Source organism: Flavicella sp. IMCC45537, from assembly GCF_057197705.1.
Genome location: NZ_CM170067.1, coordinates 2,589,826 through 2,614,653, shown reverse-complemented (window position 1 = coordinate 2,614,653; position 24,828 = coordinate 2,589,826). Strand labels below are relative to the sequence as shown.

Genomic DNA, 24,828 nt, shown 5'->3' with positions numbered 1-24,828 from the left:
ATGAAAATAGAAGATTTAAATTTTATGCCAGAGTTTTTTGACAGATATATCAATTTGGCTGATTCTGAAATCCCATTGTTAGAACAATTAGAATCTTCTTTAGATATTTTTGAAACTTTAAAAGAGGAGTTGCTACAGCATCAAGGATATTCTTATGCACCTGGAAAGTGGACTCCAAAAGATTTGTTGCAGCATTGCATCGATACTGAGAGGGTGCAAGCTTATAGAGCATTAGCATTTGTAAGAGGTGACAAAAATACGATGCCGGGGTTTGATGAAAATGGCTATGCTGCAAATGCATCAAGTTCTGCGAGAACTATTGAGGATCTATTACAAGAATTTGTTGAGGTAAGAAAAGCTACTATTTCCCTTTTTAAAAGTTTTTCTGACGAAATGCTGTTAAGAGAAGGAATGAGTTTTATGAAAATTTCTGTTTTGGCTCTTGGTTTTGTTATTGTTGGGCACCCCATACATCATATCAATGTTTTGAAAGAAAGGTATTTTAATTCAAATTAATTTAGAGAGAAACTGTATTCCATTCTTTTCATAATATTCACCTTTAAGGGTTTTAAATTGAATAAATCTTTTAGTTCTCTTAGCTCATTGTAGGTTAGTGTTAGTTTTAAACTATCATTTCCAGTAGGGATTTCCATTTCCTGGCAACCGCACGAGTTTTCAGTTCTATGATCATCAAAGATGTCCTTCAAATCAAGGATATAATTGGTAAAGGTTTCATACCCTTTTAAGGTAAATGTAAAATTAAGATTCTTATATACAATATGATACTCGTCGAAATATTGTTTTTTTGAAATGATACCATTTGTTGTCATGTTTAAAATTGTAATATCAGATGTCATAGTAAAATGTTTTAAACAAATATAATATTATTTTTATTAAGTCTAAATAAAAGTTTTATTTTGTTCATTATTGTAGGTAAAGACTAATTCCTGTCGTATTTTTGCAGTTCAAATTAGTAGTCCTATGATTGATATTCAAAAAATAAGAGCGGATTTTCCTATTTTAAATGAAAAAGTAAACGGAAAACCTTTAGTGTATTTTGATAATGCTGCAACAAGTCAAAAGCCACAAGTAGTGATTGATGCGATAGTAGATTATTACACTAAGATAAATGCAAATATTCATCGTGGTGTACATACTTTAAGTCAAGTTGCAACGGATGCTTATGAGCAAGCTAGGTTAACTGTTCAGAAACATTTCAATGCTAAAAAATCTTACGAGATTATTTTAACAGCGGGTACCACACATAGTATCAATATAGTGGCAACAGGTTTTACAGATTTGTTAAAGGAAGGTGATGAAATTATCGTTTCTGCTTTAGAGCATCATTCTAATATTGTGCCTTGGCAGATGTTGTGCGAACGTACAGGAGCAATTTTAAAAGTAATTCCGTTTAATGATGCCGGTGAATTGCAAATGGATGTGTACGATTCATTATTATCGGACAAAACAAAATTGGTTTTTAGCAATCATATCTCTAATGCTCTTGGAACGATCAACCCTGTCCAAGAAATAATTGACAAAGCACATGCTGTAGGAGCGGCAGTTTTGATTGATGGAGCTCAGGCATGTCCTCATATAAAACCTGATGTTCAGGCCATGGGGGTAGATTTTTATGTAGCTTCTGCTCATAAACTATGTGGACCAACGGGTGTTGGTGTTCTATATGGTAAGGAAGAGTGGTTGGATAAATTACCACCATATCAAGGAGGTGGTGAGATGATTGAAACCGTAACATTTGAAAAGACTACTTATGCTGGATTGCCTCATAAATTTGAAGCAGGAACTCCAAATATTGCAGGTGGAATTGCTTTTGGTGTAGCGCTTGATTATATGAATGCTATTGGTTTTGAAAATATTGCTGCTTATGAAGATGAATTGCTACAATACGGTACGGAAAAATTACTTGAAATAGGAGGCATAAAAATATACGGAACGTCAGAAAAAAAAGCTGCTGTGATTTCATTTAATTTAGAGGGTGTACATCCTTTTGATGTAGGTAGTATTTTAGATAAACTAGGAGTAGCAGTTAGAACCGGGCATCATTGTGCACAACCTATTATGAATTATTTTGAGATTCCAGGTACGGTGAGAGCTTCTTTTGCTTTTTACAATACCAAGGAAGAAATAGACGTGTTTATTGACGCTGTTAAAAAAGCAAAAATGATGCTTTCGTAGCAATTGAATTTCTATTTGAAAGAAATCAAAATATTTCTGTTTGAAGGTTTCCTTAAAATATGAAATCTACCTTTTGAGAAGAATACCTATAAACGGGCGACTAAAATAGTTTTCCATCCGAGTGAGATACTTAAACGATGACTTTGTCATCATTTACGACCAAAATCTGCTGGAATTTCACCCCATGCTTTGGTTTCCCATTTTAGTATAGGATTTTGAAAAGGATTGTTTTTCAACCATAATTCGGCTCTTTTTATCAAGTCAAATAAAATTTCAGTGTCTTTATTGATTGGGAGTTTTGTTTTGCATTTTCGTTGTTTCACCCATGAAATCGCAATCCTAGAATCAGAATAGATAGGCATGGTAGGTTGTTTTTTTTGTTGCAACCAAGCTAAGCCATGTACGAGGGCTAAAAATTCACCAACATTGTTGGTTCCAGATTTATAAGGACCTTGAAGAAAGAGTTGCGTAGAGGTGCTGGTAGCAACACCTCTATATTCCATTAGTCCTGGGTTACCGCTACAGGCAGCATCCACGGCAATTGTATTTAATAAAGGTTTGCCAAAAGCTTTTTTCTCCTCAGCAGAAAGCTCTTTTTTCTTTGTACTAATACCTTTATATTCTTCATAAGTTCCCTTAAAAGCTTTTTCAGCTAATTCTTTATCAGCAAAGGATTTGTATTTCGCTCCTGGATAGCCGTCAATATTTTTTTTGCAGACATTCCAAGAAGTGAAGACACCTCTTTTTTTTCCTTCCCAAACGACGTAGTATTTTTTGGCCATAACTTAGAAATATTAACTTCTTTTAGGGATGTTTATTTTCTATGAATATATTAAAGTATTCCAATTGGTGTACTATAAAAGCGTTTCTTCAATAACTTTAGGAAAATGCGCGTACTCTAATTGGTGAATATTATGTGCAATGTCTTCTGGAGAGTCAGAGGCTAGGACTTCAGTTTTTGCCTGAAATATGATAGCTCCTTCATCATAGTTTTCGTTTACAAAATGAATTGTAATTCCTGTTTCTGTTTCACCTTGTTCTTTGACTGCAGTGTGTACATGCATTCCATACATTCCTTTTCCTCCAAATTTTGGCAGTAATGCTGGGTGAATATTTATGATTTTATCTGGGTAAGCGTCCACAATATTTTGCGGTATTTTTAATAAAAATCCTGCTAAGATGACGTAATCAGCGTTTTTCTTTAGATGATCAAGTACGGTTTCCTCATCAAAAAAGGCTTTTTTGGGGAAATATTCGGCTGGAATATTTAATTTTTTTGCTCGGTCAAGAACTTTTGCTTCTTTTCTGTTGGTAACGATAGAAGTTACTTTAATCGACTTGTGGTTTTGAAAGTAACGAATTATGTTTTCTGCGTTGCTACCTGACCCCGATGCTAATATTGCTAATCTTTTCATGATATTTTGTAAAGGAAATTCAACTGCAAAAGAAACAATAAATATTAATATTAGACCAAGATAATCAAAATATTAAAGATAATTTTTTATTTTAGTGAGCACATTTTTCGGGTAAAATGCTTTTTTAATTGAAAGTTTATTATTTTTGCCCCGATTTAAAATTTAAAATAAAAAATTATGTCAGACATTGCATCAAGAGTAAAAGCGATCATCGTTGATAAATTAGGCGTTGACGAAAACGAAGTAACTAACGAAGCGAGCTTCACTAACGATTTAGGAGCTGATTCATTAGATACAGTAGAATTAATCATGGAATTTGAAAAAGAATTTTCAATTCAAATCCCAGATGATCAAGCAGAAAACATTGGAACTGTTGGACAAGCAGTAAGCTATATAGAAGAAGCAAAAAAGTAAGACTTTTATGGAATTAAAGCGAGTAGTAGTAACTGGACTTGGTGCATTGACGCCAATCGGAAATAATATTGAAGAATATTGGAATGGACTAGTGAATGGTGTTAGCGGAGCTGCGCCTATAACTAATTTTGATGCTGCCAAGTTCAAGACTCGTTTTGCTTGCGAATTAAAAGACTTCAATGTCAACGATTTTATTCACAGGAAAGAGGCTAGAAAAATGGATAAGTTTACGCAGTATGCAATGGTTGCATCTGACGAAGCTATCGCTGACGCTGGTTTGACACCTGAGAATATTGATGTTGATAGAGTAGGAGTAATTTGGGGTGCAGGAATTGGTGGTATTGACACATTTGAACAACAAGTGTTAGAATTTGCTGCTGGTGACGGAACACCTAAATTTAATCCTTTTTTCATTCCTAAAATGATTGCTGATATAGCACCAGGAATGATTTCAATTAAACACGGTTATAGAGGACCAAACTTTACAACTGTTTCTGCATGTGCCTCTTCGGCAAATGCAATTATTGATGCATTAAATTATATTCGTTTAGGATATGCCGATGTTATTGTTTCAGGAGGTTCTGAAGCAGCAATTACGCAATCTGGAATGGGAGGTTTTAATGCTTTACATGCATTATCTCAGAGAAATGATGATCCACAGTCAGCTTCAAGACCATTTGATAAAGATCGTGATGGTTTTGTAATGGGAGAAGGTGCGGGAGCATTGATTCTTGAAGAATACGAACACGCTAAAGCACGTGGTGCAAAAATTTATGCTGAAATTGGTGGTGCAGGACTTTCTGCAGATGCACATCACTTAACAGCGCCGCATCCAGAAGGATTAGGGGCTAAAAATGTAATGTTAAACTGTATCAAAGATGCTGGTGTATCTCTAGATGAAATTGATGCAATTAACGTACACGGAACATCTACTCCGTTAGGAGATATTGCTGAAACAAAAGCGATCAAAGATGTGTTTGGTGAAAAAGCATACAACATCAATATCAATTCTACTAAATCTATGACAGGGCACTTATTAGGTGCTGCTGGGGCAATTGAAGCAATTGCTACAATTTTGTCTATGAAACATGGAATTGTACCTCCAACAATCAATCACGTAACGAATGACGAGCGTATTGATGAAAAGTTGAATCTTACTTTGAACAAACCTCAGAAAAGGGATATCAAAGTGGCGATGAGTAACACTTTCGGGTTTGGTGGGCACAACGCATGTGTATTGATAAAAAAAATAGACTAAGTAGCCTTTGAAATTTATTCGTAACATAATAAATCCTCAGGATAAAGATGATGAGGAGTTTTATGTTGCGCTTAAAAAACTTTTAGGTTTTCGTCCTAAGAACATCAATTATTACAAAACAGCTTTTATACATAGATCTATAAAAGTATTGGATGAGAATGGAAATCCTATCAATTATGAAAGGATGGAATTTCTTGGCGATGCTATGTTAGGATCTGTTATAGCGGCTTTTTTGTTTAAGACAGTTCCTGATGGAAATGAAGGGTACCTTACCCAAATGCGTTCAAAGATTGTAAGTAGAAATCAATTGAACACTTTAGGTAAAGAGCTCGATTTAATACGTTTTGTGAAGAGTACCATCTCTAAAAATAGAATGGGTCAGAATATTTATGGTAATATTTTTGAGGCTCTAATTGGTGCTATTTATTTGGATAGGGGATATCGCTATTGTGAGAAATTTATTGATAAGCGGGTAATCAACGCCTTTGTTGATATACCGTCCTTAGAAAATAAAATTACTAGTTACAAAGGTTTGGTGATCGAATGGTGCCAAAAAACGAAAAAGAATCTTGAATTTCAAACCTATGAAGATTCTGGTAACGAAAATATCAGACATTACAGTGTAAGATTGATGATCGATGATAAGGTAGTCTCTAAGGGGAGATCAACTTCAAAAAAGAAAGCCGAAGAAATTGCATCTAAAAGAATATATTTTGTCTACCAAGATGAAATCAAGAATATCCTCTAAATCGCTACAACGTTTTCGTATGTTTTTTTTAGGTTGCTCTAAATTATAAGTAACTTAGCCGAAGTTTTGTTCTGAAAAAACCTGCGTTTTTCGCATGTTTTTAAAATTTGAAATCTAATAAGAGAATTTGTTTTTATGCAAGTACATTCGTTGGAAATAGATGATTTTGAAGATTCAAATTTTACACTAATTGGTATTCATACAAGTTTACCAGACTATAAATTGGCATATCTATTGAATAGGAACTTGAATACTTCCTTTCAAAAATCAAAAGATACGTTGGTTGTAGAAGAAGGTGTACAGGATGCTTGTTTTTCTGTGTTCAACTATTTAGACGAGTCTATAGATGTAGATTGGTTTTTAATAGCAAACAAATTTCATGGTGTCTCGCAGGTACCAATTGAAAATGGTTTGTTTGGAACAATTAATGAAACAGTAAACAGAACGAGCTATCTGATCCCTGAGAAAAAACAGACGGATTATTTAGTTAAAATTGAAGGTGATTTCGAAGAGTATCTTGTATACGAAACGATTCAGGAAATAAAGAAAATGGAGCAAGTTATGACCTCCTATATTATAGACATAGCAACACTAAAGTCGAAAGATTTTTTAATTATTTAGAATTATGTTAAAATCAAAAAAAACCAAAATTGTAGCAACCCTTGGACCTGCTATCAATAACAGAGAAACTTTAAAAGAGTTAATGATCTCTGGTGTGAACGTTTTTAGAATTAACTTTTCTCATGCTGATTACACTGAGGTAACGAAAATTGTTAAGATTATTAGAGAGTTAAACGAGGAAATGGGATACCATGTTGCTTGTTTGGCAGATTTACAAGGTCCAAAACTTCGTGTTGGAGTTATGACGGAAGGAGTTGAATTAGCAAAAGGAGATGTATTTACATTTACAACTGCTGATCTTCCAATAGGAACTCAAGAAAAAGCTTTCATGACTTACAAAAACTTCCCAGTGGATGTAAAAGTTGGAGAGCAGATTTTAGTAGACGATGGTAAGTTGCTTTTTGAAGTAACAGCTACTGATGGAAAAGAAAATGTAACTACGAAAGTATTGCGTGGTGGACCATTGAAGTCTAAAAAGGGTGTAAACTTGCCTAATACTGCTATTTCTTTACCTGCATTGACAGAGAAAGATGTAAAGGATGCAATCTTTGCATTGTCATTAGAAGTAGATTGGATGGCTTTATCATTTGTTCGTAACCCTGCAGATTTAGCTGATATTCATAAGCTAATCGAAGAGAATTCTGATACTTCAGTATATAGAACAAGAGTAATCTCTAAAATTGAAAAACCAGAAGCTTTAGAGAATATTGACGCAATTATTGCTAATACAGATGCCTTAATGGTAGCGCGTGGTGATTTAGGTGTTGAGATTCCAATGGCTGAGGTTCCTTTGGTTCAAAAGATGTTAGTAAGAAAAGCAAAAGAAGCGAAGATACCAGTTATTATTGCTACGCAAATGATGGAAACGATGATCGAGAATCAGGTTCCAACAAGAGCTGAAGTAAATGATGTTGCCAATTCTATTATGGATGGTGCAGATGCAGTAATGTTATCTGGTGAAACGTCTGTTGGTGCTTTCCCAGTAGAGGTAATTAGAAAAATGCGTGATATCATTACTAGTTGTGAGCATTCTCCATTGATTGAAGTGCCTAGAGTAGTGCCTGTATTGAAAGATCCAAAACGTTTTATTTCTAATGGAATTTGTTACCAGGCAGCTTTATTGGCTGAGAATATAGATGCTAAAGCTATTTCTACAGTAACATATTCAGGGTATACGGCAGTTCAAATTTCTGCATTGAGACCGAATACGCATATTTTAGCTTATTCTCCAAATAAAAGAGTTTTGGCAATGTTGAACTTGTATTACGGAGTGAAAGCGAAGTATTACAGTAGTGATGCTTCTACTTTAGAAACAATTAAAGATGTAAACGAAATTGCAATTAAATACGGATTCTTAAAAACGGGTGATCACGTAATTAATTTAAATGCATCTCCTGTTGAAGAGCAAGGAATGACAAATAATATTAGAGTTAGTCAAGTGCAATAGATTGATTCTAAACATAGAAATTGAAAAGCGTCTTTAAATTATATTTGAAGACGCTTTTTTTTTATGAATAAATTTATATATTAGGGAAGCTAACAAAAAGCAAAAGAAATTGTTAACTACTTAAAATAATAACCACATGGCAATAAAGAATTTTAAAGCACCAACTACAAAGGAGGAAAAGGACTACACAGATAAAATTTTTGTGTCAAAATATATGACTACTAAATTAATCACGTTTAGAGCAGATCAATCCGTTTTAGAAGTAATGGAGTTGTTGATTAAAAATAAAATTTCTGGTGGACCGGTGGTAAATGATACAAATCAGTTGCTGGGAATTATTTCTGAGGGAGATTGTATGAAGCAAATCGCAGAAAGTGGCTATTACAATGTTCCTATGAATGACGTAAAGGTAGAAGACCATATGGTAAAAGATGTGGAAACAATAACCTCTGACATGTCAATTTTTGAAGTTGCTACGTTGTTTTATAAGTCAAAAAGAAAACGTTTTCCTGTGGTAGATAATGGTGAGTTAGTGGGGCAAATAAGTCGTAGAGATGTTTTAAAAGCAGCTTTGGCGTTAAAAGATATTTAAGATTCCTTTTTTACTAAAAGATAAAAGTCATTGTCTAAAGGAAGATAGCCTTGATCATAGACATAAAAATAAGTATTACCTGTTTTAGTGGTGTAAATACTTGTAAAATATTGAAAATAAAATCCCTCATCTATCATTTTAGATTTAGGGATTTTTGTTTTTCCGGAAGAATTTAGTTTGTTGAGTACTTTGTAGTTTTTTTTAAGTCGATTGTTGATGTTACGAATTAAATTTTTGGCCTCTGAGTCAACTTTGTTGTTGTATGAGTTTCTACAATAATCCGAACAGAATTTTTTATCTGATCTACCGATAAACTCATCTCCACATTCAAGGCATTGTTTTTTCATAGTGTTATTATATTGCTCTAAGTTACAAAATCCTTTTTAGGTAAATAACAAGGTTATTTTAGCTTTTTGTAGCCTTTTAATTTTTTTGTCGGCTCTATGATGTCATATCCTTTCCAAAGTTCTTGATCAAATTGGTCAATGTGGATTACATTAAATGTTTTGCTTTCTTGAAAGCTATCAAAATCCTTTTTTGTTATGGTTGCTGTTTTTATGGCAAAATATTCAATAGCTTCTTGAATTTGCAAATTTAAATTCAAGCCAATTTTTAATTCTTTTAATGTTTTATCAAAAAGGAAGCGGTTTTTCTTTTTTTGCAAGGCAATTTTTCGATTGATTCTTATGTTGTAATTTTTGTTGAAAGAAAAATATTTTAATAGGTAAGTGTTGTTTTCTTTTTCGAAGTATATAGAGCCCTTAAAACCATTTTCTGTATAGCCTATTCCTAATAAATTGAAGTTTTTGCCTCGTTTGCCTTCGGCGTATTGATAACTTGCTTTTAAGAGGGCAAAAGATTCAGTGGTGATGAATAGTTTACCAATAAATTTTCCTTTCTTTTTTGGGGTAAAGCTGATGATATAAACAGATTCACCGTTCACAGAGGTGCTTCCTTCTAACTCAAAATTATAACGTCCGGTTTTGTGTAAAAACTCCCAAAAATTTTTGTCTTCTAGGGTAACGTAATTTGATTTTTCTTTAATTTGGGCTTTAAAGTACGAAAGAGGTCTACTATCTGCATTTTCAGGCACCTCTGTAGTGTCTTGTTCGTAATCTATTTTTTCTCCAAACATCCCACTTTTTATCTTCCAATATTCTTTGTCTTTAGTGTCGGCGAAAAGAGCGTTAAAAACGTCTTCATAGTTTGCAAGTTCGGCCAAGTCTTTAGAAATAAGTTCTGCTGCTTGGATGGGTGCAATTTTAAAGTCTGAGTTTTGTCCGTTAAAATAGAAATCCGCTAAAAAATCAAAATATGAAGTAGAGGTTTTTGGCATTTTTTCTTCAAAATTTCGAATGGTATCTTCACTTAATTCTTCAATAGTACTTTTTTTATAATCGAGTTCTATTTTATTTACATCGGTTATGTAGCGCTCTCTAGAGAATATTTGCGTCTTTTGAAAATTTGTATTGTAGTTAAGGTCTTTGTTTTTGAGAACATTTTTTACAATATCTTCTACCTTTAATTGTTTGTTTGTAATCACAACTTCCTCAATAGACATAACATCGTTCGTTAATAGTATCGTAGGATTTTTTGATAAGCTTTGGAAAGTTGTATTTACGGTTTTAAATCCAATAAATTGAAAAGAAATCGTGTCCGTTTCTTGTAGTCCTTTAACGTTTAAAGAATAGGTTCCAGATTCATTGGTGATCGTTCCTCTGTTGTTTTTTTTAATGAATATGTTTACATAGGGTAATGGCGTTTTTTTTCCGGTTTCCAAAACGGTTCCTTCTATCGTTTGGGCAGCAGATTTGAAGGATGAAAACATTAATAAGCTTGAAATAATTGCGAAACAAAGTTTTTGGATTTGGTTCGCAGAAGGCATTTTGTAAAAGAACATTGTTAATGTTTTTATATTTTATTTAGGTTGGATTTTTTAAAGATACTCATTTCCTTATATAAAGAAAACGAATTGGTTACATCGAACTTGTAAATGGTTAGATTTTGTATATATTTGTAAAAAGGATAAATTAGTCTCTTATTGAAATAATAGAATATGTTAACGATAACCAAAGAGTGTACTGTAGCAGATGTAGTTTCTAATAATATTAAAACCGCTGATGTTTTTAAAAAGCATGGCATAGATTTTTGTTGCGGTGGAGGAGTTTCATTGGATAAAGTTTGCAATAAAAAAGGGGTTTTGTATGATGATTTGTTGCAAGATTTGCAAAATGTGGATCAAATAACAAATAGAGCAGAAAACTATGATAGCTGGAATTTAAATTTTTTAATAGATCATATTGTAAACATTCATCATAAATATGTTTTAGATAGTGTGGCTGTTTTGAATCAATATATTAATAAAGTGACTAAAGTTCATGGGCACCATTATACAGAATTGTTAGAAATTCAATCTTTGTTTAGGGAGGTTGCTCAAGAATTAAATTTCCATATGCAAAAGGAAGAGAAAATTCTCTTTCCATATATCAAGTATTTGGTTCAAATAGAAAATGGATTGGAGGAGTATGCCAAACCTCATTTTCAATCGGTTCAAAACCCTATTCAAGTGATGGAAGAGGAGCATGAATCCGCAGGTGAAATTTTTAAAAGAATTGCCGAATTAACTAATAATTATACCACTCCAAAAGAGGCGTGCAATACATTTAAAGCGATGTATTCTAAATTGCAAGAGTTTGAAGAGGATTTGCATCAACACATTCATTTAGAAAATAATATTTTACACCCAAAAGCAAAAAAAATAGAGAAAAATATATGGAGTGAGTTATAACAAATGAAAAATTATGCCTTTCGCTTTTAAAGAAATTTTCAAAGGCTCTATTTTTTTGGCACAAACTTTGAAAAGTCTTAATTAATTAAACCTAATGCCTATGAGACTTTTAAAAATTACATTTTCGTTAGCAATTTCATTGTTGCTGTTTAGTTCTTGTGTGATCAATGAGTATTCAGATGAATATATTGTGGAGTCTATCGGAGACCCGAGCTTTGTGGAAGCTTATGATTTGTGGTATTTAGACTACCATGCAACTAAAGGATCTGATGAAATACCGTATTTGCAGTTGGCCTTTACTTTGTCTTTTAATAGGGGTAATTTGTATGCAAATAATAATATCTCAGGTATTGGTTTCCAAGGAAACGGTTTTGGAATTCAAATTGGGAATTATGATTTAAATAGAGGTGTGCTCGTGGCGAATCATGATTTAGATGGACAAGATTCTTTTGAGGTGCATCAGTTATCTGAGAATGAAATTGAGTTGTATCATGTGGCTACAGAAACCAGTTATTTTTTAATAGGGTATGATGTAGAAGAATTTGATTACGATAAATTATTTTATGAGAATATAGAGTACCTTCTTCAAGACTTTGAGATATGGAGAAAATATGAGACAAGCATTGCTGGAAGTAGGAATGAATTTGATTATGAGAACTTTTTACGCTTTACTGCAGAAAAAAATAATACATTTTATTCTTCAGAATCAAAAGTTGGCACGGATATTGATTTAGTGTTTTGGAATTACGAAGGTAATTATGAAATCTTTGACATTGATGGATATGACGATTTGAAAGTTTTAACACTGGGTTATGATAGTATTAACACTGAAACTTTTGAGTTAACTGTAGTAAGTGATACTATTGTAGAGTTATTTCATATCAATTCTGGGACAACATATAAATTTGAAGGAGATTATTTTATTCAATATTTAAAGGATGGAAAAATTTCTAATAAAAATAAAATTGAGCGGAAACGCTCCAAAATAAAAAGACAAAAAATAAATAAAATTTCATATTAAGTTTGGTTAGTTGATTTTGGTTGGTTGTGGTTATCCAATCAAAAATAAGAAAGCCGTCACCGCTTGGAGACGGTTTTTTTTATACCTTTAACTTAAATATTTTAAAGTGAAAAAAACAGCCTTTATTACAGGTGCTACTTCTGGTATAGGAAAAGCAACAGCAGAGATTTTTGCAAAGAATAATATAAGATTAATTTTATGTGGAAGAAGATTGGATCGATTGAAGTTATTGCAAAAAGAACTTTCTGCAACTACTGATGTTTGTATTTTAAATTTTGATGTTAGTGATAAAAATTCAGTTTTTAAAGCGGTACAATCTTTACCAGAAAGCTTTAAGGAAATTGACGTTTTAATAAATAACGCGGGAAATGCACATGGTCTGAGTCCGGTTCAAGAAGGAGATACGGAGGATTGGGAAGCAATGATTGATATTAATATCAAAGGTTTGCTCTATGTAACCAAAGCGATTAGTCCTGGGATGGTGGCTCAAAAAAAAGGTCAAATTATTAATATTGGATCTATTTCTGCAAAAGAAGTATACGAAGGAGGAAATGTATATTGTGCTACCAAACATGCGGTAGATGCCCTAAATAAAGGGATGCGAATGGATTTAAGTAAATATGGAATTCGAGTGTCGGCTGTGCACCCTGGTTTAGTAGATACTGAATTTTCTACCGTTAGGTTTAAAGGTGATGTTCAAAGAGCTGATAATGTTTATAAAGGCTTTGAGGCTCTAAAAGCAGAAGATATTGCAGATTTGATTCATTTTGTAGTTACAAGACCGTATCATGTGAATATTTCAGATATTTTAATATTGCCAAACGCGCAAGCATCCGGAACCCAAATTCACAAAGAATTTTAAAATGATCAATAAACGTCTTCTTATCAGGAATCTATTAAATCATAATGATGAAAATAGTTTCTATGATAACAAGCGAAAAATTGATTTAGACTCTAAGGAAGGGAAGGCAAAATTTTTAAAACATATTTGTGCACTCTCAAATTCAAACCCAGAGAACAATTCCTATATTGTGATTGGTGTTGATGATGGGACAAATAAAATTGTTGGAGTAGATTTTTTCGATGACAGTCGAATTCAAGATTTAGTAAATTCTTGTTTGGTGAACCCGCCGTTCATAAAATATGAGAATATTTCTTTTCCAAAATTACCACGTCATAAGGTTTTAGGATTGGTAACCATTATGCCTACTAATAAATTATCATCCTTAAAGAAAAATTATTGGAAATACGATAAAGGGATGGCTTTTTTTAGAAAAGGAAGCGCATCTACACCCACTAGTGATGGGTTTGTATTGAGAAATAACAACAAAGAACTTGTAGAGAAACTAGAAAAATCATCGAGTGATACTATTGAGTTGACGTTAAATGGAGTATTTGATTTTATCAAGCAACATCCTGTCAAATACAATCCTACATATTTAGTTTTTAAGGAATATTTTGTACTCTGTTGGGCGGGAGAGAAAAAGTATATCGATGGGGAGTTGTATTATACAAGAGTAGATATTGAGTTGATCAAAGAGCAGGTCAGGTTGTTTTTTTCTTCTTTAGATATAGTAACCATTGAAATTGGTAAAGAGTCTTTTGTGATTACGGAGTATGTTTATTTGGGGATTTTGAAAGATTTAAAAAAGTATCCATTAGAAAAAACAGTCATTCATTTCAGAGATAATGGAACGTATAATATTGCCACTGAGTTTCTTTTTGAAACTCCAAAATTTGATCAAAATAATCTGCAAGCTGTATATGATGAAAATAATGTTGTTTTAGAAAAAATACTTGGGAATTCAGTGTTAACAACATTTGAAAAAGAGGTTTTTAAAGATTTTCCAATCACATATTTGATTTGTTATTTAAATGGCTTTAACGAGGCAAAGGCTAAGTTGCAATCTGCACGTTTATATTTAAAGAAATTAGAGGATAAAAAAAGTTATGTTCAGTATAAAGAAGCAATTCGTTTGCTTAGAAAAGTGAAATATCAACTTCAAAATAAATTTTGAGGTAAATCTACTGTAAGTGTTCATTTTTAGCTTTTTAGCGCATGTTTTCTTAACATAAAAATGCTTGTAAAATCTCATAGAAAATATGTATTTTCGCAACTCAATTGAATTCAAGGAAAAATGAGTGCTAAATTTAGAGAATACAAAGGCTTAAGTTTAACAAATGTCGCTGATGAGACGTTGAAATTTTGGAAAGAAAATGATATTTTCCAAAAGAGTATTAGCAGCAGGGAAGGAAAAGAACCATACGTGTTTTTTGAAGGGCCACCATCTGCAAACGGATTGCCTGGTATTCATCATGTTATCGGACGTACTATAAAAGATATTTTTCCAAGGTACAAAACCATGAAAGGTTTTAAAGTTCAGCGTAAAGCTGGGTGGGACACTCATGGGTTGCCTGTTGAATTAGGAGTTGAAAAAGAATTAGGAATTACCAAAGAGGATATCGGAACAAAAATTTCGATCGAAGAATACAACGATGCTTGTAGGAAAGCGGTAATGAAATACACTGATGTTTGGAATAACCTTACAGAAAGAATTGGGTACTGGGTTGATATGGAAGATCCATATGTAACCTACAAGCCAAAATACATGGAGAGTGTTTGGTGGTTGTTATCTCAGATGTACAAAAAAGATTTATTGTACAAAGGATATACTATTCAGCCATATTCTCCAAAAGCTGGTACAGGATTGAGTTCACATGAAATCAATCAACCGGGAGCTTACCAAGATGTTACAGATACAACTATTGTAGCGCAATTCAAGGCGGTAAAAGATACGTTGCCAACGAAATTACAAGAGTTAGAAGGAGATGTGCATTTTTTAGCTTGGACAACAACTCCTTGGACCTTGCCTTCAAATACAGCTTTAACGGTTGGACCAAAAATTGATTACGTTGCAGTAAAATCTTTCAATCAATATACTTTTGAATCAATCACAGTCGTGTTAGCAAAAGCATTGGTAGGAAAGCAGTTCGGTAAAAAGTTTGTGGCTGTTGAGGCAGAGTCAGATTTGGCAGCTTACAAACAAGGAGATAAAAAAATTCCTTTTATTATTGTTGATGAATACAAAGGGGCTGAATTGGTAGGTTCTAAATTTGAACAATTATTACCATTCGCATTGCCATATGAAAACCCGGAAAATGCCTTTAGAGTAATTTCTGGTGATTTTGTTACCACAGAAGATGGTACTGGTATTGTGCATACGGCACCTACTTTTGGTGCAGACGATGCTTTGGTGGCAAAACAAGCTACACCAGAAGTACCACCTATGTTGGTATTGGATGAAAATGACAATCCAATTCCATTGGTTGATTTACAAGGGAAATTTACATCAAATGTAGGTCCTTATGCAGGTAAATATGTGAAAAATGAATACTATAATGATGGTGAAGCTCCGGATAGATCTGTAGATGTTGAAATAGCAATTCAATTAAAAGAAGAGAATAAAGCTTTTAATGTAGAAAAATATAAGCACAGTTACCCACATTGTTGGAGAACTGATAAGCCTATCTTGTATTACCCTTTGGATTCTTGGTTTGTAAAAGTAACTGAGAAAAGAGACCAGATGTTTGATCTTAATGAGACAATCAATTGGAAGCCAAAATCAACAGGAGAGGGGCGTTTCGGAAACTGGTTAAAAAACGCCAATGACTGGAATTTATCTCGTTCTCGTTATTGGGGAATCCCTTTGCCAATCTGGAGAACAGATGATGGTGCTGAGGAAATATTGATAGGATCTGTTGAGGAGTTAAAAGCAGAGATTGCGAAAGCGATTGAAGCTGGAGTGGAGTCAAAAGATATTTTCGCTGATTTTGTGGTGGGAGATATGTCTGATGAGAATTATGATAATATTGATTTGCATAAAAATATTGTGGACCAGATTACTTTAGTTTCTCCTTCAGGTAAACCAATGAAACGTGAATCCGATTTGATTGATGTTTGGTTTGATTCAGGGTCTATGCCTTATGCACAGTGGCATTATCCTTTTGAAAATAAAGAATTGATTGATGATAATAAATTTTATCCGGCTGATTTTATTGCAGAGGGAGTAGATCAAACACGTGGATGGTTTTATACCTTGCATGCTATCAGTTCTATGGTTTTTGACTCAGTAGCTTATAAAAATGTTGTTTCTAACGGATTGGTGTTAGATAAACATGGTAAAAAAATGTCTAAACGTTTAGGGAACGGAATTGATCCTTTTGCTACAATGGATAAGTTTGGTCCAGATGCAACACGTTGGTACATGATTGCAAATGCAAATCCTTGGGATAACTTAAAATTCGATTTGGATGGTGTAGATGAAGTGAGAAGAAAATTCTTCGGAACTTTATATAACACGTATTCGTTCTTCTCATTATACGCAAACTTGGATAACTTTAGTTATGCAGAAGCGGACATTGAGATTTCTAAAAGACCAGAAATTGATAGATGGGTGCTTTCAGAACTGAATACCCTGATAAATAAAGTAGATAAGTTTTACGCAGAGTATGAGCCAACCAAAGCTGCTCGAGCAATTCAAGATTTTGTTACTGAGAATTTAAGTAACTGGTATGTTCGTTTGTGTAGAAGACGTTTTTGGAAAGGAGAATATGAGCATGATAAAATCTCAGCGTACCAAACATTATATACATGTATGGTTACAGTTGCAAAGTTAGGAGCGCCAATTGCCCCTTTCTTTATGGATAATTTATATAAAGACTTGACAAATGCAGTGGAGGGTAATGCACAAGAATCAATTCATTTAGAGGATTTCCCTGTTGCAAATGAAACATGTATTGACGCTTCATTAGAACGCAAAATGCAAAAAGCGCAGCAAATTTCTTCAATGGTATTGTCGTTGCGTAAAAAAGAAATGATCAAAGTAAGACAACCGTTACAACGTGTAATGATTCCTATTTTGGACGAAAGAGATCGTGAGGATATATTGGCAATACAGGATTTGATTATTTCGGAGGTGAATGTCAAAGAAATTGAGTTGATTGATGATGCTTCTGGAATCTTGGTAAAAAATATCAAACCTAACTTTAAGGTGCTAGGACCAAAGTACGGTAAAGAGATGCGATTTGTTGGGGCTGCAGTGCAGAAATTCACTCAAGATGATATTGCTACCTTGGAAAAAGATGGAAAAATTTCTTTAGAAATAAATGGAAAATTTGTAGATTTAACAACTGATGAAGTGGAGATTTCTTCCCAAGATATCGAAGGTTGGTTAGTAGCAAATCAAGCAGGTTTAACAGTTGCTTTGGATGTTACTATAAATGAACAACTTAGAAAAGAGGGAGTCGCTAGAGAGTTGATCAATCGTATTCAAAATATCCGTAAGGATTCAGGGTTTGAAGTAACAGATAAAATACAATTGACAATCGAAGACAATGCTATTTTAAAAGAGGCAGTATTGGAAAACGAAGCTTATATCAAAACAGAAACGCTAACTAATTCATTAGAGTTTACGGCATCAATTTCTGACGGAGTAGAAGTAGAATTTGATGATATAAAAAGTAAACTTCTGATAAGTAAAAACTAAAACTATGGAAGAAAGTATCAGACCCCAATACGGAGAAAGTGATTTGAATGAATTCAAAGAAATCATTCAAGCTAAAATTCAAAGAGCGCAAGAAGATTTAGATATTCTAAATGCGGCTTATAAAAACGATAGTACGAATGGTACAGACGATACGTCTCCTACTTTTAAAGCATTTGAGGAAGGGGCTGAAACAATGGCAAAAGAAGCAAATGTTCAGTTGGCTATTCGTCAGGAGAAGTTTATTCGTGATTTGAAAAACGCTTTATTGCGTATTGAGAATAAAACTTATGGTGTTTGTAGAGAAACGGGGAAATTAATTCAAAAAGAACGTTTGAAATTAGTTCCGCATGCAACATTGAGTATTGAAGCGAAAAAGAAGCAATCATAATTTTTTCGTTCTAAATTATATAAGAAACAACTTCTTTATTTGGTTATAAAGAAGTTGTTTTGTGTAAAAGAGATCCCATTTTGAAAAAAGCAATTTTAATAATTATCGCCGTTTTAGCTATTGACCAAATCAGTAAAATTTGGATAAAAACTAATTTTATGTTAGGTGAAGAAGTATATGTTTTTGATTGGTTTCGAATTCATTTTATTGAAAACAACGGTGCTGCTTGGGGTGCGGAAATAGGTGGAAAGACAGGGAAGTTAGCCTTGACCTTATTTCGTTTGTGTGCCATTGTTGGAATTGGCTACTGGTTGTATTCAACAGTGCAAAAAAAGGGGCATCAATTACTTGTGATTTCCATTGCCTTGATTTTTTCAGGAGCTTTGGGAAATATTTTAGATTCTGTTTTCTATGGTGTTATTTTTGATCACTCCAATTATCAAATAGCAACTTTGTTTGCACCAGAACCTTATGGAACTGTTTTCCATGGTAAGGTTGTAGATATGCTTTATTTCCCAATGTGGAAAGGTGTTCTACCTACTTGGATCCCAAAATTTGGTGGTCAAAACTTTACTTTTTTTAATGCGATATTTAATATTGCTGATTCTGCTATTACAATAGGAGTGGCTATTCTTATCATTTTCGGAAACAAAATTTTTCCTAAAGAGGTTTAGATGTATTATGAAAGGTTAGCTAAATGTTAATGTTTCTAAGTCTTTAGATAGTTTTTTTATGAAAGTCTTTTTATTTCACTAGCTTTTATATCTTCGCAAAAAAAAGCTATGAAAAAAAAGAATTTTGTTTTCTCTAAAGGAAAACTATTGTCTAAACTTGTCTTGTTGTGTTTTGTTGTTGTCGTAAGTTCGTGTTCGGAAAATGATACTGCTGCTGATATACAGGGAGATATTGAAGAAAGAATTGTTACGGTTTTAGGAACTTTTGAGTCTCGACCGTCTCAGGTAAATGTTACTTCCAATCCATCTGAGATTATTTCATTTGATGTTGTTGAGGATTCCTTTGTTAAAGGGGATTCTTTAAAATTAAGAATTAATCGAGATGGTGTTCGAGTAGATGAATATGATATTTTGTTTGATGGAGTTTATGAGGCGGGTGGAGAGCGTTTGGTTTTTTGTAAAACGCTCGACGGATTGGTAATTGGTCAAGGGGATAGTGGTTCCCCTGTGTTAGATAAAAATGGAAAAGTAATCGCTATTTTGTGTTACGGTTTTGCGTATGCAAATCATCAATTTGCAGCTCGTGCCATTGAAGATGTTCAAGGTGTTGGTTCGAGGGAAACTTCAGCTGCTAAATCAAATTTTAACAGTTTAAACTTAAGTTACTCGGTGACTGGTGTTGATAGTGAGTCGTTTTCGTCTTATATGTCTAATGATAGTACAGGAGTGTTTGATGTTTATAAAAATGCCAAGATAGAAGAGCAGAGTGCTAGGGTCGGAAAAGAACTAGTATCTGTGAAGTCAATGAGTCAGGATGATGTTATCCCAGGGAATTCTATTTCTTTAATTGAATTACAAGGAACCTATATGAATTTCTATGCAACAGGTACGGCGTCTTTTGTAGATGAGAATAATGTTTATGGTTTTGGGCATTCTACATCTATTGATACAGGAGTTCCTGTGTTTTTGTCGAAGATGGTTACAATGATAGAGTCCGAGGAGATAGGCTATAAATTGTCGTTACCAACAGATGTGTATTTGGGTAGGTTTGTAGGTAATGAACAAGAAGGTATTTTAGTTGATAAAACTGTCGAACAGGTAAATAGTGTTTGCGAAATTCTTACTTCTATTGCTATCGATGGAAATGATCCGGTAATTGATGTTCATAAATCAGCAAAATTTGAAGATGATGCGTATAGAACAGAGTATCATGTTAGAAATTTACCTCCTTTTTTGATGAGTCAATATATGTATGCTGTTTTTGTTAGTTCTTATACTTATGTAAAAGCACAAGGTCTTTTAAAGATGGTTTTTGATAATGGAGATAAAATAGAGCTTAATTTTGATAGTTATGAGGAAAGAGGTTATGATTATTATCAGGTTTATGATATTGATAATTATATTTATGGAAAAATTACAGTTGGTTTAAATTCCTCTTCTTCAACCATTAATAGTATTTCATTAGATGTGAATATTATAGATTATAAAGGTACTGGTAACTAGTTCTTTACTTAATTATTTCGAGAATTTTATTGGAAACCGATGCAGGTTCAATAGTTCTCATAGCATCCTCATATCCTTCAAGCATTTTGTTTCCGTAAACAGTGTAAGGGATATGAGGATATTTTTTTAAATCTGGAATAAATGAATTTTCGTTTGGCTGATTAAAAGGTCTGAAGCCGGCATATGGATGAGTTCCTCCCCAGAGAGTTACCGTTGGGATTCCGTATAAAGCTGAGAAATGTCCATTACCAGAGTCCATACTTAACATGCAGTCTAGGTTAGATATAAGAGATAATTCATCGGTAAGTTTTATTTTTCCTGCAATAGAGATAGTATTCTCATGTTTGTTTGCAATAGCGTTGAGTTGTGAAACCTCTTTTTCTCCGCCTCCAAATAAAAGAAGTGTAGTGTTGGGGTTTTTCGAAAGTGTTTCAATAATATTCTCCATTAAGTCAAGTGGGTACCATTTGCTTTCATGTTGCGCAAAAGGAGCTATCCCAATGAGTTTTTTAGTAGAAACTCCAATAATATCGATTAGATTTTGGTTTAGAGCTTGGGGTTTCTCTAGCTTTATATTGGAAAGATCAATAGTATAACCTAATTCTCGAAACACATCTGCATAGCGTTCATGTGTAGATTTGAGTTGTTTGAAAACTTTGTTTTCTATGGCTACCAAGGCTTTTTTTTCGGCTCTTCCTTTGTTTAATGTTGCGGAAGGAGTATTCCCAAAAAAGAAATTCAGAAGTTTAGACCTCATAACGTTGTGGAGATCTGCAATGGCATGTATGTCAAGATTTTTTAACTCTTTGTAAAGTCTATAGATTCCAAAAATTCCTTTGTGTCTCCCTTTGGTTTCAGCTGCAAAAAACGTAACATTTGGGATGTCTGCAAAAATAGGTTTTAAAAAACTTCTAGATAGTAGTGTTATTCTAATGTTGTCGTTTTGATTCAGTAAAGCTTTTATAACCACAGCAGTCATAGCAACATCGCCCATGGCTGATAGGCGGATAACTAAGATGTTTTTTTTGTTTCCCATATCATAAAATTTCTGAGGGTAAATGTACAGTATTTGTGCGAAAGAATAGTGGAATCTATCAGTGGGAGACAAAAAATAACCGCATATTTGCAGTTCAAAACAGGTCTAATGAATTTAAGAACCATCGCCTTACTTGCTGCATTTTCAACTGCTATTATTTATGGGGTGTCCTATACGGTAGCGAAAGATGTAATGCCTAATTTTGTACAACCGTTTGCCTTGATATTTTTTAGAGTAATAGGTTCTGCTCTGTTGTTTTGGTTGTTTGGTTTATTTATAAAAGCAGAAACAATTGAAAAGCAAGATTATCTTAGACTAGGAGTTTGTGCTTTGTTGGGAACGAGTGTAAATATGTTATTTTTCTACAAAGGATTGAATACAGCTTTGCCAATAGTGGCTTCCGCAATTGCAGTAGTGACTCCACTGATGGTTTTTGTTTTTTCAATAATCCTACTCAAAGAAAAGTTGGTAAAGTCCAGAATTATCGGACTTTTTATTGGGTTACTTGGGGCTTTTATTTTGATTACTCACAAGCAGGATCTTGCCGGAGGTGCAGGTTCTGTTATTGGAAATTTTTATGTGTTTTTAAATGCAGCTTTTTATGGTTTGTATTTGGTAGTAGTGAAAAAATTATTGGCTAAATACAACCCTATCCATATCATTAAATGGATGTATACCATTAGTATTCCAATAGTTTTGCCTTTTGCTTATGAGGAGCTTTTGTTGATTGATTGGGTCTCTATGCCAAGGCATATTTATTTTGAGTTATTTTTTATCGTTGTTTTTACAACCTTTATTAATTACTTATTTAACCTTTTTGCGCTTACTAAATTGAAACCAACCACTGTAAGTGTGTTTGTTTATTTGCATCCTGTATTTGCCTCAATGTATGCTTTATTTGTGGGGAGTGATTCTCTTTCTTTGGTAAAAGTATCAACTACATTGCTTATTTGTCTTGGTGTGTATTTGGTTACAAAGCCGGTGAACGAGATGTCTTCTGTGAAATAACAAGCTGTTTGTTTTAATAAATGATTGGTTAGATATCTTAGAGAATCGTTGGAGATAGTCTAGTTTAAAATCAGTAAATTTGCATAATTTTTAGATTCAATCGATGATACAATCCATGACTGGTTATGGTAAGGCTGTTTTGCAGTTACCAACCAAAAAAATAACAATTGAAGTAAAATCTCTAAATAGTAAAAATTTAGATTTAAACACCAGAATGCCTTCTTATTACCGTGAAAAGGAATTAGGGATTCGTAAGCAGCTTGCTTCTAGTTTGGTAAGAGGAAAAGTTGATTTTTCTATTTATGTTGAAATGACGGGAGAGGAAACTCAAACAGTTATCAATAAACAGGTAGTAGGTAAGTATATACAAGAATTAAGAGGTTTGTCTGAGGGGACCGATATTCAGTTTTTGGAAATTGCCATGAGGTTGCCAGATGCTTTACAGTCGGTTAGAGAAGAAATCGATGAAACGGAGTGGGAACAAATAGCTGCAGGGATAGATTCTGCAATTGCTGAGATAGTGCAATATAGAAAAGACGAAGCACATTCTTTAGAGGCTGATTTTAGAGAACGAATCAAGAATATTCAAGTAGCTTTAGAAGAAATAGAAAGACTTGATGAAGAACGATTGAATCATGTAAAAGAGCGTTTGAGAAAAGCTATAGATGAATTGAGCGTTACCATTGACGAAAATAGGTTTGAACAAGAGCTTATTTACTATCTAGAAAAATTAGATATCAACGAAGAAAAAGTTCGTTTAGCAAATCACTTAGAATATTTTCTTGAAGAATTAAATAATGAGAAATCTGATGGTAAAAAATTAGGTTTTATTGTGCAAGAAATAGGAAGAGAAATCAATACCACTGGTTCTAAATCTAACTACGCAACGATGCAACAAGTCGTGGTTCAGATGAAGAATGAGTTGGAGAAAATTAAAGAACAAGTATTGAATATTTTATAATTCAAACGGATAAGTAAAAAATAATGGCAAAAGGGAAGTTAATTGTTTTTTCGGCACCTTCAGGTTCTGGTAAAACTACCATAGTAAGGCATTTGTTAAAAGAAGAGGCGTTAGGTTTAGATTTTTCTATTTCAGCTACTTCAAGAGAAGCTAGAGGTCAAGAAGAACATGGGAAAGATTATTATTTTTTAAGTCCAGAAGAGTTTAAAAAGCAAGTAGAAGCAGATGCATTCTTGGAATGGGAAGAGGTGTATACAGACAATTGCTATGGAACCCTAAAATCTGAATTGGATAGGATTTGGAGCATGGGGAAACATGTAGTTTTTGATATAGATGTGATCGGAGGATTGAATATCAAAAAACAATTTCCTGAAGAAACTTTGGCCGTTTTTGTAAAGCCGCCTTCTGTAGAGGAGATGGAAAAGCGTTTGCGTTTGCGTCAAACAGATAGTGAAGAGAAAATATTAGAGCGTGTAGCAAAAGCAGAGAAAGAAATCAGCTATGCCAAAGATTTTGATGTGATTTTAATCAATGACGATTTGGAGGTTGCTAAAAAAGATGCATTCAATCTTGTAAATAATTTTATTCAAAAGTAAGGCCATGAATATCGGTTTGTATTTTGGAACATTTAATCCTATTCATGTAGGTCATTTGATTATAGCCAATCACATGGTTGAGAATTCCGATTTAGATGAAGTTTGGATGGTGGTGACACCGCATAACCCATTTAAAAAGAAAGCTACTTTATTAGATAACTATCAAAGATATGAAATGGTGTATCAGGCGGCAGAAGCGTATCCTAAAATTAAACCAACAGATATTGAGTTTCAATTGCCTCAGCCTTCTTATACGATTAACACCCTAGTTCACATTCAAGAAAAGTATCCTAAATATCAGTTTAGTTTGATTATGGGAGAGGATAATTTACAGAATCTACATAAATGGAAAAACTATACTGAAATTGTGGAGAATCACAATATCTATGTATATCCTAGAGTGTATGAGCAAAAAAAAGAAGTTTCATTTGATAATAATAGGATTCATAAGATAGATGCTCCTATTGTTGAAATCTCATCAACCCATATTAGAAAATCAATCAAAGCCGGTAAAAATGTAAAGCCTCTATTACCACCAAAAGTATGGGAGTATGTGGAACAAATGAATTTTTATAAAAAATAAATTTTGAGAGCCATACTTATTATATTTGTGTAG

26 protein-coding genes are annotated in these 24,828 nt (G+C 33.4%); 20 read left to right on the top strand and 6 right to left on the bottom strand.

Going from position 1 to position 24,828, the window contains the following annotated elements; all coding sequences use genetic code 11:
- On the top strand, window positions 1-516 hold the full coding sequence (locus AC2DGP_RS10730) for a DinB family protein (RefSeq protein ID WP_484490057.1): 516 nt from the start codon (window positions 1-3) through the stop codon (window positions 514-516).
- Here the strand turns inward: AC2DGP_RS10730 and AC2DGP_RS10725 are convergent.
- Complete coding sequence (locus tag AC2DGP_RS10725) at window positions 513-857, bottom strand: DUF6686 family protein (protein ID WP_484490056.1); 345 nt, start codon at window positions 855-857, stop codon at window positions 513-515. The two genes, AC2DGP_RS10730 and AC2DGP_RS10725, sit on opposite strands and share 4 nt — an antisense overlap.
- A 124-nt stretch (window positions 858-981) precedes the next feature.
- On the opposite strand from AC2DGP_RS10725, the gene AC2DGP_RS10720 reads away from it, so the two are divergent.
- Window positions 982-2,196, top strand: coding sequence for an aminotransferase class V-fold PLP-dependent enzyme (locus tag AC2DGP_RS10720; protein WP_484490055.1), 1,215 nt, complete (start codon window positions 982-984; stop codon window positions 2,194-2,196).
- Window positions 2,197-2,345: 149 nt separating this feature from the next.
- Here AC2DGP_RS10720 and AC2DGP_RS10715 read toward each other — a convergent pair whose 3' ends face one another.
- Both AC2DGP_RS10715 and purN read right to left on the bottom strand, forming a co-directional pair.
- On the bottom strand, window positions 2,346-2,978 hold the full coding sequence (locus AC2DGP_RS10715) for a ribonuclease H1 domain-containing protein (RefSeq protein WP_484490054.1): 633 nt from the start codon (window positions 2,976-2,978) through the stop codon (window positions 2,346-2,348).
- A 72-nt stretch (window positions 2,979-3,050) separates the two neighbouring features.
- Window positions 3,051-3,611 carry a phosphoribosylglycinamide formyltransferase gene (gene purN / locus AC2DGP_RS10710; RefSeq protein WP_484490053.1) on the bottom strand — a complete coding sequence of 187 codons (561 nt, stop codon included), beginning with the start codon at window positions 3,609-3,611 and terminating at the stop codon, window positions 3,051-3,053.
- Window positions 3,612-3,788: 177 nt separating this feature from the next.
- Here purN and AC2DGP_RS10705 point away from each other — a divergent pair, with 177 nt between their 5' ends.
- The 6 genes from AC2DGP_RS10705 (at window position 3,789) to AC2DGP_RS10680 (ending at window position 8,691) form a co-directional block, all read left to right on the top strand.
- Entirely contained in the window at window positions 3,789-4,025 is a 237-nt protein-coding gene (locus AC2DGP_RS10705) for an acyl carrier protein (protein WP_152286074.1), read from the top strand.
- A 7-nt stretch (window positions 4,026-4,032) separates the two neighbouring features.
- Window positions 4,033-5,283: a beta-ketoacyl-ACP synthase II gene (fabF, locus tag AC2DGP_RS10700; protein ID WP_484490052.1), complete on the top strand. Its 1,251-nt coding sequence runs from the start codon at window positions 4,033-4,035 to the stop codon at window positions 5,281-5,283.
- A gap of 7 nt (window positions 5,284-5,290) precedes the next feature.
- Entirely contained in the window at window positions 5,291-6,031 is a 741-nt protein-coding gene (gene rnc, locus AC2DGP_RS10695; RefSeq protein ID WP_484490051.1) for a ribonuclease III, read from the top strand.
- Window positions 6,032-6,166: 135 nt separating this feature from the next.
- Window positions 6,167-6,652, top strand: coding sequence for an IPExxxVDY family protein (locus AC2DGP_RS10690; RefSeq protein ID WP_300323349.1), 486 nt, complete (start codon window positions 6,167-6,169; stop codon window positions 6,650-6,652).
- A 4-nt stretch (window positions 6,653-6,656) separates the two neighbouring features.
- A complete protein-coding gene (pyk, locus tag AC2DGP_RS10685) occupies window positions 6,657-8,099 on the top strand; it encodes a pyruvate kinase (RefSeq protein WP_484490050.1) in 1,443 nt (480 codons plus the stop codon).
- Window positions 8,100-8,235: 136 nt separating this feature from the next.
- Window positions 8,236-8,691 (top strand): CBS domain-containing protein, encoded by a 456-nt coding sequence (locus tag AC2DGP_RS10680; RefSeq protein ID WP_484490049.1) that lies wholly within the window; start codon window positions 8,236-8,238, stop codon window positions 8,689-8,691.
- On the opposite strand, the gene AC2DGP_RS10675 is transcribed toward AC2DGP_RS10680, so the two are convergent.
- Both AC2DGP_RS10675 and AC2DGP_RS10670 read right to left on the bottom strand, forming a co-directional pair.
- Entirely contained in the window at window positions 8,688-9,038 is a 351-nt protein-coding gene (locus AC2DGP_RS10675; RefSeq protein ID WP_484490048.1) for a hypothetical protein, read from the bottom strand. The genes AC2DGP_RS10680 and AC2DGP_RS10675 overlap by 4 nt on opposite strands.
- A 53-nt stretch (window positions 9,039-9,091) precedes the next feature.
- Window positions 9,092-10,591 carry a carboxypeptidase-like regulatory domain-containing protein gene (locus AC2DGP_RS10670; RefSeq protein WP_484490047.1) on the bottom strand — a complete coding sequence of 500 codons (1,500 nt, stop codon included), beginning with the start codon at window positions 10,589-10,591 and terminating at the stop codon, window positions 9,092-9,094.
- Between the two features lie 156 nt (window positions 10,592-10,747).
- Here AC2DGP_RS10670 and ric point away from each other — a divergent pair, with 156 nt between their 5' ends.
- The 8 genes from ric (at window position 10,748) to AC2DGP_RS10630 (ending at window position 20,611) form a co-directional block, all read left to right on the top strand.
- The gene (ric, locus tag AC2DGP_RS10665) at window positions 10,748-11,479 is read left to right on the top strand and encodes an iron-sulfur cluster repair di-iron protein (protein ID WP_484490046.1); all 732 of its coding nucleotides are present in this window, start codon (window positions 10,748-10,750) and stop codon (window positions 11,477-11,479) included.
- 100 nt (window positions 11,480-11,579) lie between these two features.
- Entirely contained in the window at window positions 11,580-12,500 is a 921-nt protein-coding gene (locus AC2DGP_RS10660) for a hypothetical protein (protein WP_484490045.1), read from the top strand.
- Between the two features lie 106 nt (window positions 12,501-12,606).
- Entirely contained in the window at window positions 12,607-13,362 is a 756-nt protein-coding gene (locus AC2DGP_RS10655; RefSeq protein ID WP_484490044.1) for an SDR family NAD(P)-dependent oxidoreductase, read from the top strand.
- A 1-nt stretch (window position 13,363) separates the two neighbouring features.
- A complete protein-coding gene (locus tag AC2DGP_RS10650; protein ID WP_484490043.1) occupies window positions 13,364-14,518 on the top strand; it encodes a DUF5929 domain-containing protein in 1,155 nt (384 codons plus the stop codon).
- A gap of 120 nt (window positions 14,519-14,638) precedes the next feature.
- The gene (gene ileS, locus AC2DGP_RS10645) at window positions 14,639-18,046 is read left to right on the top strand and encodes an isoleucine--tRNA ligase (protein WP_484490042.1); all 3,408 of its coding nucleotides are present in this window, start codon (window positions 14,639-14,641) and stop codon (window positions 18,044-18,046) included.
- Between the two features lie 4 nt (window positions 18,047-18,050).
- The gene (locus AC2DGP_RS10640; protein ID WP_484490041.1) at window positions 18,051-18,434 is read left to right on the top strand and encodes a TraR/DksA family transcriptional regulator; all 384 of its coding nucleotides are present in this window, start codon (window positions 18,051-18,053) and stop codon (window positions 18,432-18,434) included.
- Window positions 18,435-18,511: 77 nt separating this feature from the next.
- A complete protein-coding gene (locus AC2DGP_RS10635) occupies window positions 18,512-19,108 on the top strand; it encodes a lipoprotein signal peptidase (protein WP_484492499.1) in 597 nt (198 codons plus the stop codon).
- 108 nt (window positions 19,109-19,216) lie between these two features.
- The gene (locus AC2DGP_RS10630; RefSeq protein ID WP_484490040.1) at window positions 19,217-20,611 is read left to right on the top strand and encodes a hypothetical protein; all 1,395 of its coding nucleotides are present in this window, start codon (window positions 19,217-19,219) and stop codon (window positions 20,609-20,611) included.
- A gap of 4 nt (window positions 20,612-20,615) precedes the next feature.
- On the opposite strand, the gene AC2DGP_RS10625 is transcribed toward AC2DGP_RS10630, so the two are convergent.
- Window positions 20,616-21,647 (bottom strand): glycosyltransferase family 9 protein, encoded by a 1,032-nt coding sequence (locus tag AC2DGP_RS10625; RefSeq protein WP_484490039.1) that lies wholly within the window; start codon window positions 21,645-21,647, stop codon window positions 20,616-20,618.
- Window positions 21,648-21,755: 108 nt separating this feature from the next.
- On the opposite strand from AC2DGP_RS10625, the gene AC2DGP_RS10620 reads away from it, so the two are divergent.
- From AC2DGP_RS10620 to nadD, 4 genes are all read left to right on the top strand, one after another.
- A complete protein-coding gene (locus AC2DGP_RS10620) occupies window positions 21,756-22,655 on the top strand; it encodes a DMT family transporter (RefSeq protein ID WP_484490038.1) in 900 nt (299 codons plus the stop codon).
- Window positions 22,656-22,758: 103 nt separating this feature from the next.
- On the top strand, window positions 22,759-23,616 hold the full coding sequence (locus AC2DGP_RS10615) for a YicC family protein (RefSeq protein WP_484490037.1): 858 nt from the start codon (window positions 22,759-22,761) through the stop codon (window positions 23,614-23,616).
- Between the two features lie 23 nt (window positions 23,617-23,639).
- Entirely contained in the window at window positions 23,640-24,212 is a 573-nt protein-coding gene (gmk, locus tag AC2DGP_RS10610) for a guanylate kinase (RefSeq protein ID WP_484490036.1), read from the top strand.
- Window positions 24,213-24,216: 4 nt separating this feature from the next.
- On the top strand, window positions 24,217-24,795 hold the full coding sequence (nadD, locus tag AC2DGP_RS10605; protein ID WP_484490035.1) for a nicotinate (nicotinamide) nucleotide adenylyltransferase: 579 nt from the start codon (window positions 24,217-24,219) through the stop codon (window positions 24,793-24,795).
- Window positions 24,796-24,828 lie beyond the last annotated feature (33 nt).

What these genes read in the sequence shown, in the direction of transcription:
- AC2DGP_RS10730 (WP_484490057.1), top strand. Translation starts at nt 1, where the DNA reads ATGAAAATAGAAGATTTAAATTTTATGCCAGAGTTTTTTGACAGATAT.
- AC2DGP_RS10725 (WP_484490056.1), bottom strand. Translation starts at nt 857, where the DNA reads ATGACATCTGATATTACAATTTTAAACATGACAACAAATGGTATCATT.
- AC2DGP_RS10720 (WP_484490055.1), top strand. Translation starts at nt 982, where the DNA reads ATGATTGATATTCAAAAAATAAGAGCGGATTTTCCTATTTTAAATGAA.
- AC2DGP_RS10715 (WP_484490054.1), bottom strand. Translation starts at nt 2,978, where the DNA reads ATGGCCAAAAAATACTACGTCGTTTGGGAAGGAAAAAAAAGAGGTGTC.
- purN (WP_484490053.1), bottom strand. Translation starts at nt 3,611, where the DNA reads ATGAAAAGATTAGCAATATTAGCATCGGGGTCAGGTAGCAACGCAGAA.
- AC2DGP_RS10705 (WP_152286074.1), top strand. Translation starts at nt 3,789, where the DNA reads ATGTCAGACATTGCATCAAGAGTAAAAGCGATCATCGTTGATAAATTA.
- fabF (WP_484490052.1), top strand. Translation starts at nt 4,033, where the DNA reads ATGGAATTAAAGCGAGTAGTAGTAACTGGACTTGGTGCATTGACGCCA.
- AC2DGP_RS10690 (WP_300323349.1), top strand. Translation starts at nt 6,167, where the DNA reads ATGCAAGTACATTCGTTGGAAATAGATGATTTTGAAGATTCAAATTTT.
- pyk (WP_484490050.1), top strand. Translation starts at nt 6,657, where the DNA reads ATGTTAAAATCAAAAAAAACCAAAATTGTAGCAACCCTTGGACCTGCT.
- AC2DGP_RS10680 (WP_484490049.1), top strand. Translation starts at nt 8,236, where the DNA reads ATGGCAATAAAGAATTTTAAAGCACCAACTACAAAGGAGGAAAAGGAC.
- AC2DGP_RS10675 (WP_484490048.1), bottom strand. Translation starts at nt 9,038, where the DNA reads ATGAAAAAACAATGCCTTGAATGTGGAGATGAGTTTATCGGTAGATCA.
- AC2DGP_RS10670 (WP_484490047.1), bottom strand. Translation starts at nt 10,591, where the DNA reads ATGTTCTTTTACAAAATGCCTTCTGCGAACCAAATCCAAAAACTTTGT.
- ric (WP_484490046.1), top strand. Translation starts at nt 10,748, where the DNA reads ATGTTAACGATAACCAAAGAGTGTACTGTAGCAGATGTAGTTTCTAAT.
- AC2DGP_RS10660 (WP_484490045.1), top strand. Translation starts at nt 11,580, where the DNA reads ATGAGACTTTTAAAAATTACATTTTCGTTAGCAATTTCATTGTTGCTG.
- AC2DGP_RS10650 (WP_484490043.1), top strand. Translation starts at nt 13,364, where the DNA reads ATGATCAATAAACGTCTTCTTATCAGGAATCTATTAAATCATAATGAT.
- ileS (WP_484490042.1), top strand. Translation starts at nt 14,639, where the DNA reads ATGAGTGCTAAATTTAGAGAATACAAAGGCTTAAGTTTAACAAATGTC.
- AC2DGP_RS10640 (WP_484490041.1), top strand. Translation starts at nt 18,051, where the DNA reads ATGGAAGAAAGTATCAGACCCCAATACGGAGAAAGTGATTTGAATGAA.
- AC2DGP_RS10630 (WP_484490040.1), top strand. Translation starts at nt 19,217, where the DNA reads ATGAAAAAAAAGAATTTTGTTTTCTCTAAAGGAAAACTATTGTCTAAA.
- AC2DGP_RS10625 (WP_484490039.1), bottom strand. Translation starts at nt 21,647, where the DNA reads ATGGGAAACAAAAAAAACATCTTAGTTATCCGCCTATCAGCCATGGGC.
- AC2DGP_RS10620 (WP_484490038.1), top strand. Translation starts at nt 21,756, where the DNA reads ATGAATTTAAGAACCATCGCCTTACTTGCTGCATTTTCAACTGCTATT.
- AC2DGP_RS10615 (WP_484490037.1), top strand. Translation starts at nt 22,759, where the DNA reads ATGATACAATCCATGACTGGTTATGGTAAGGCTGTTTTGCAGTTACCA.
- gmk (WP_484490036.1), top strand. Translation starts at nt 23,640, where the DNA reads ATGGCAAAAGGGAAGTTAATTGTTTTTTCGGCACCTTCAGGTTCTGGT.
- nadD (WP_484490035.1), top strand. Translation starts at nt 24,217, where the DNA reads ATGAATATCGGTTTGTATTTTGGAACATTTAATCCTATTCATGTAGGT.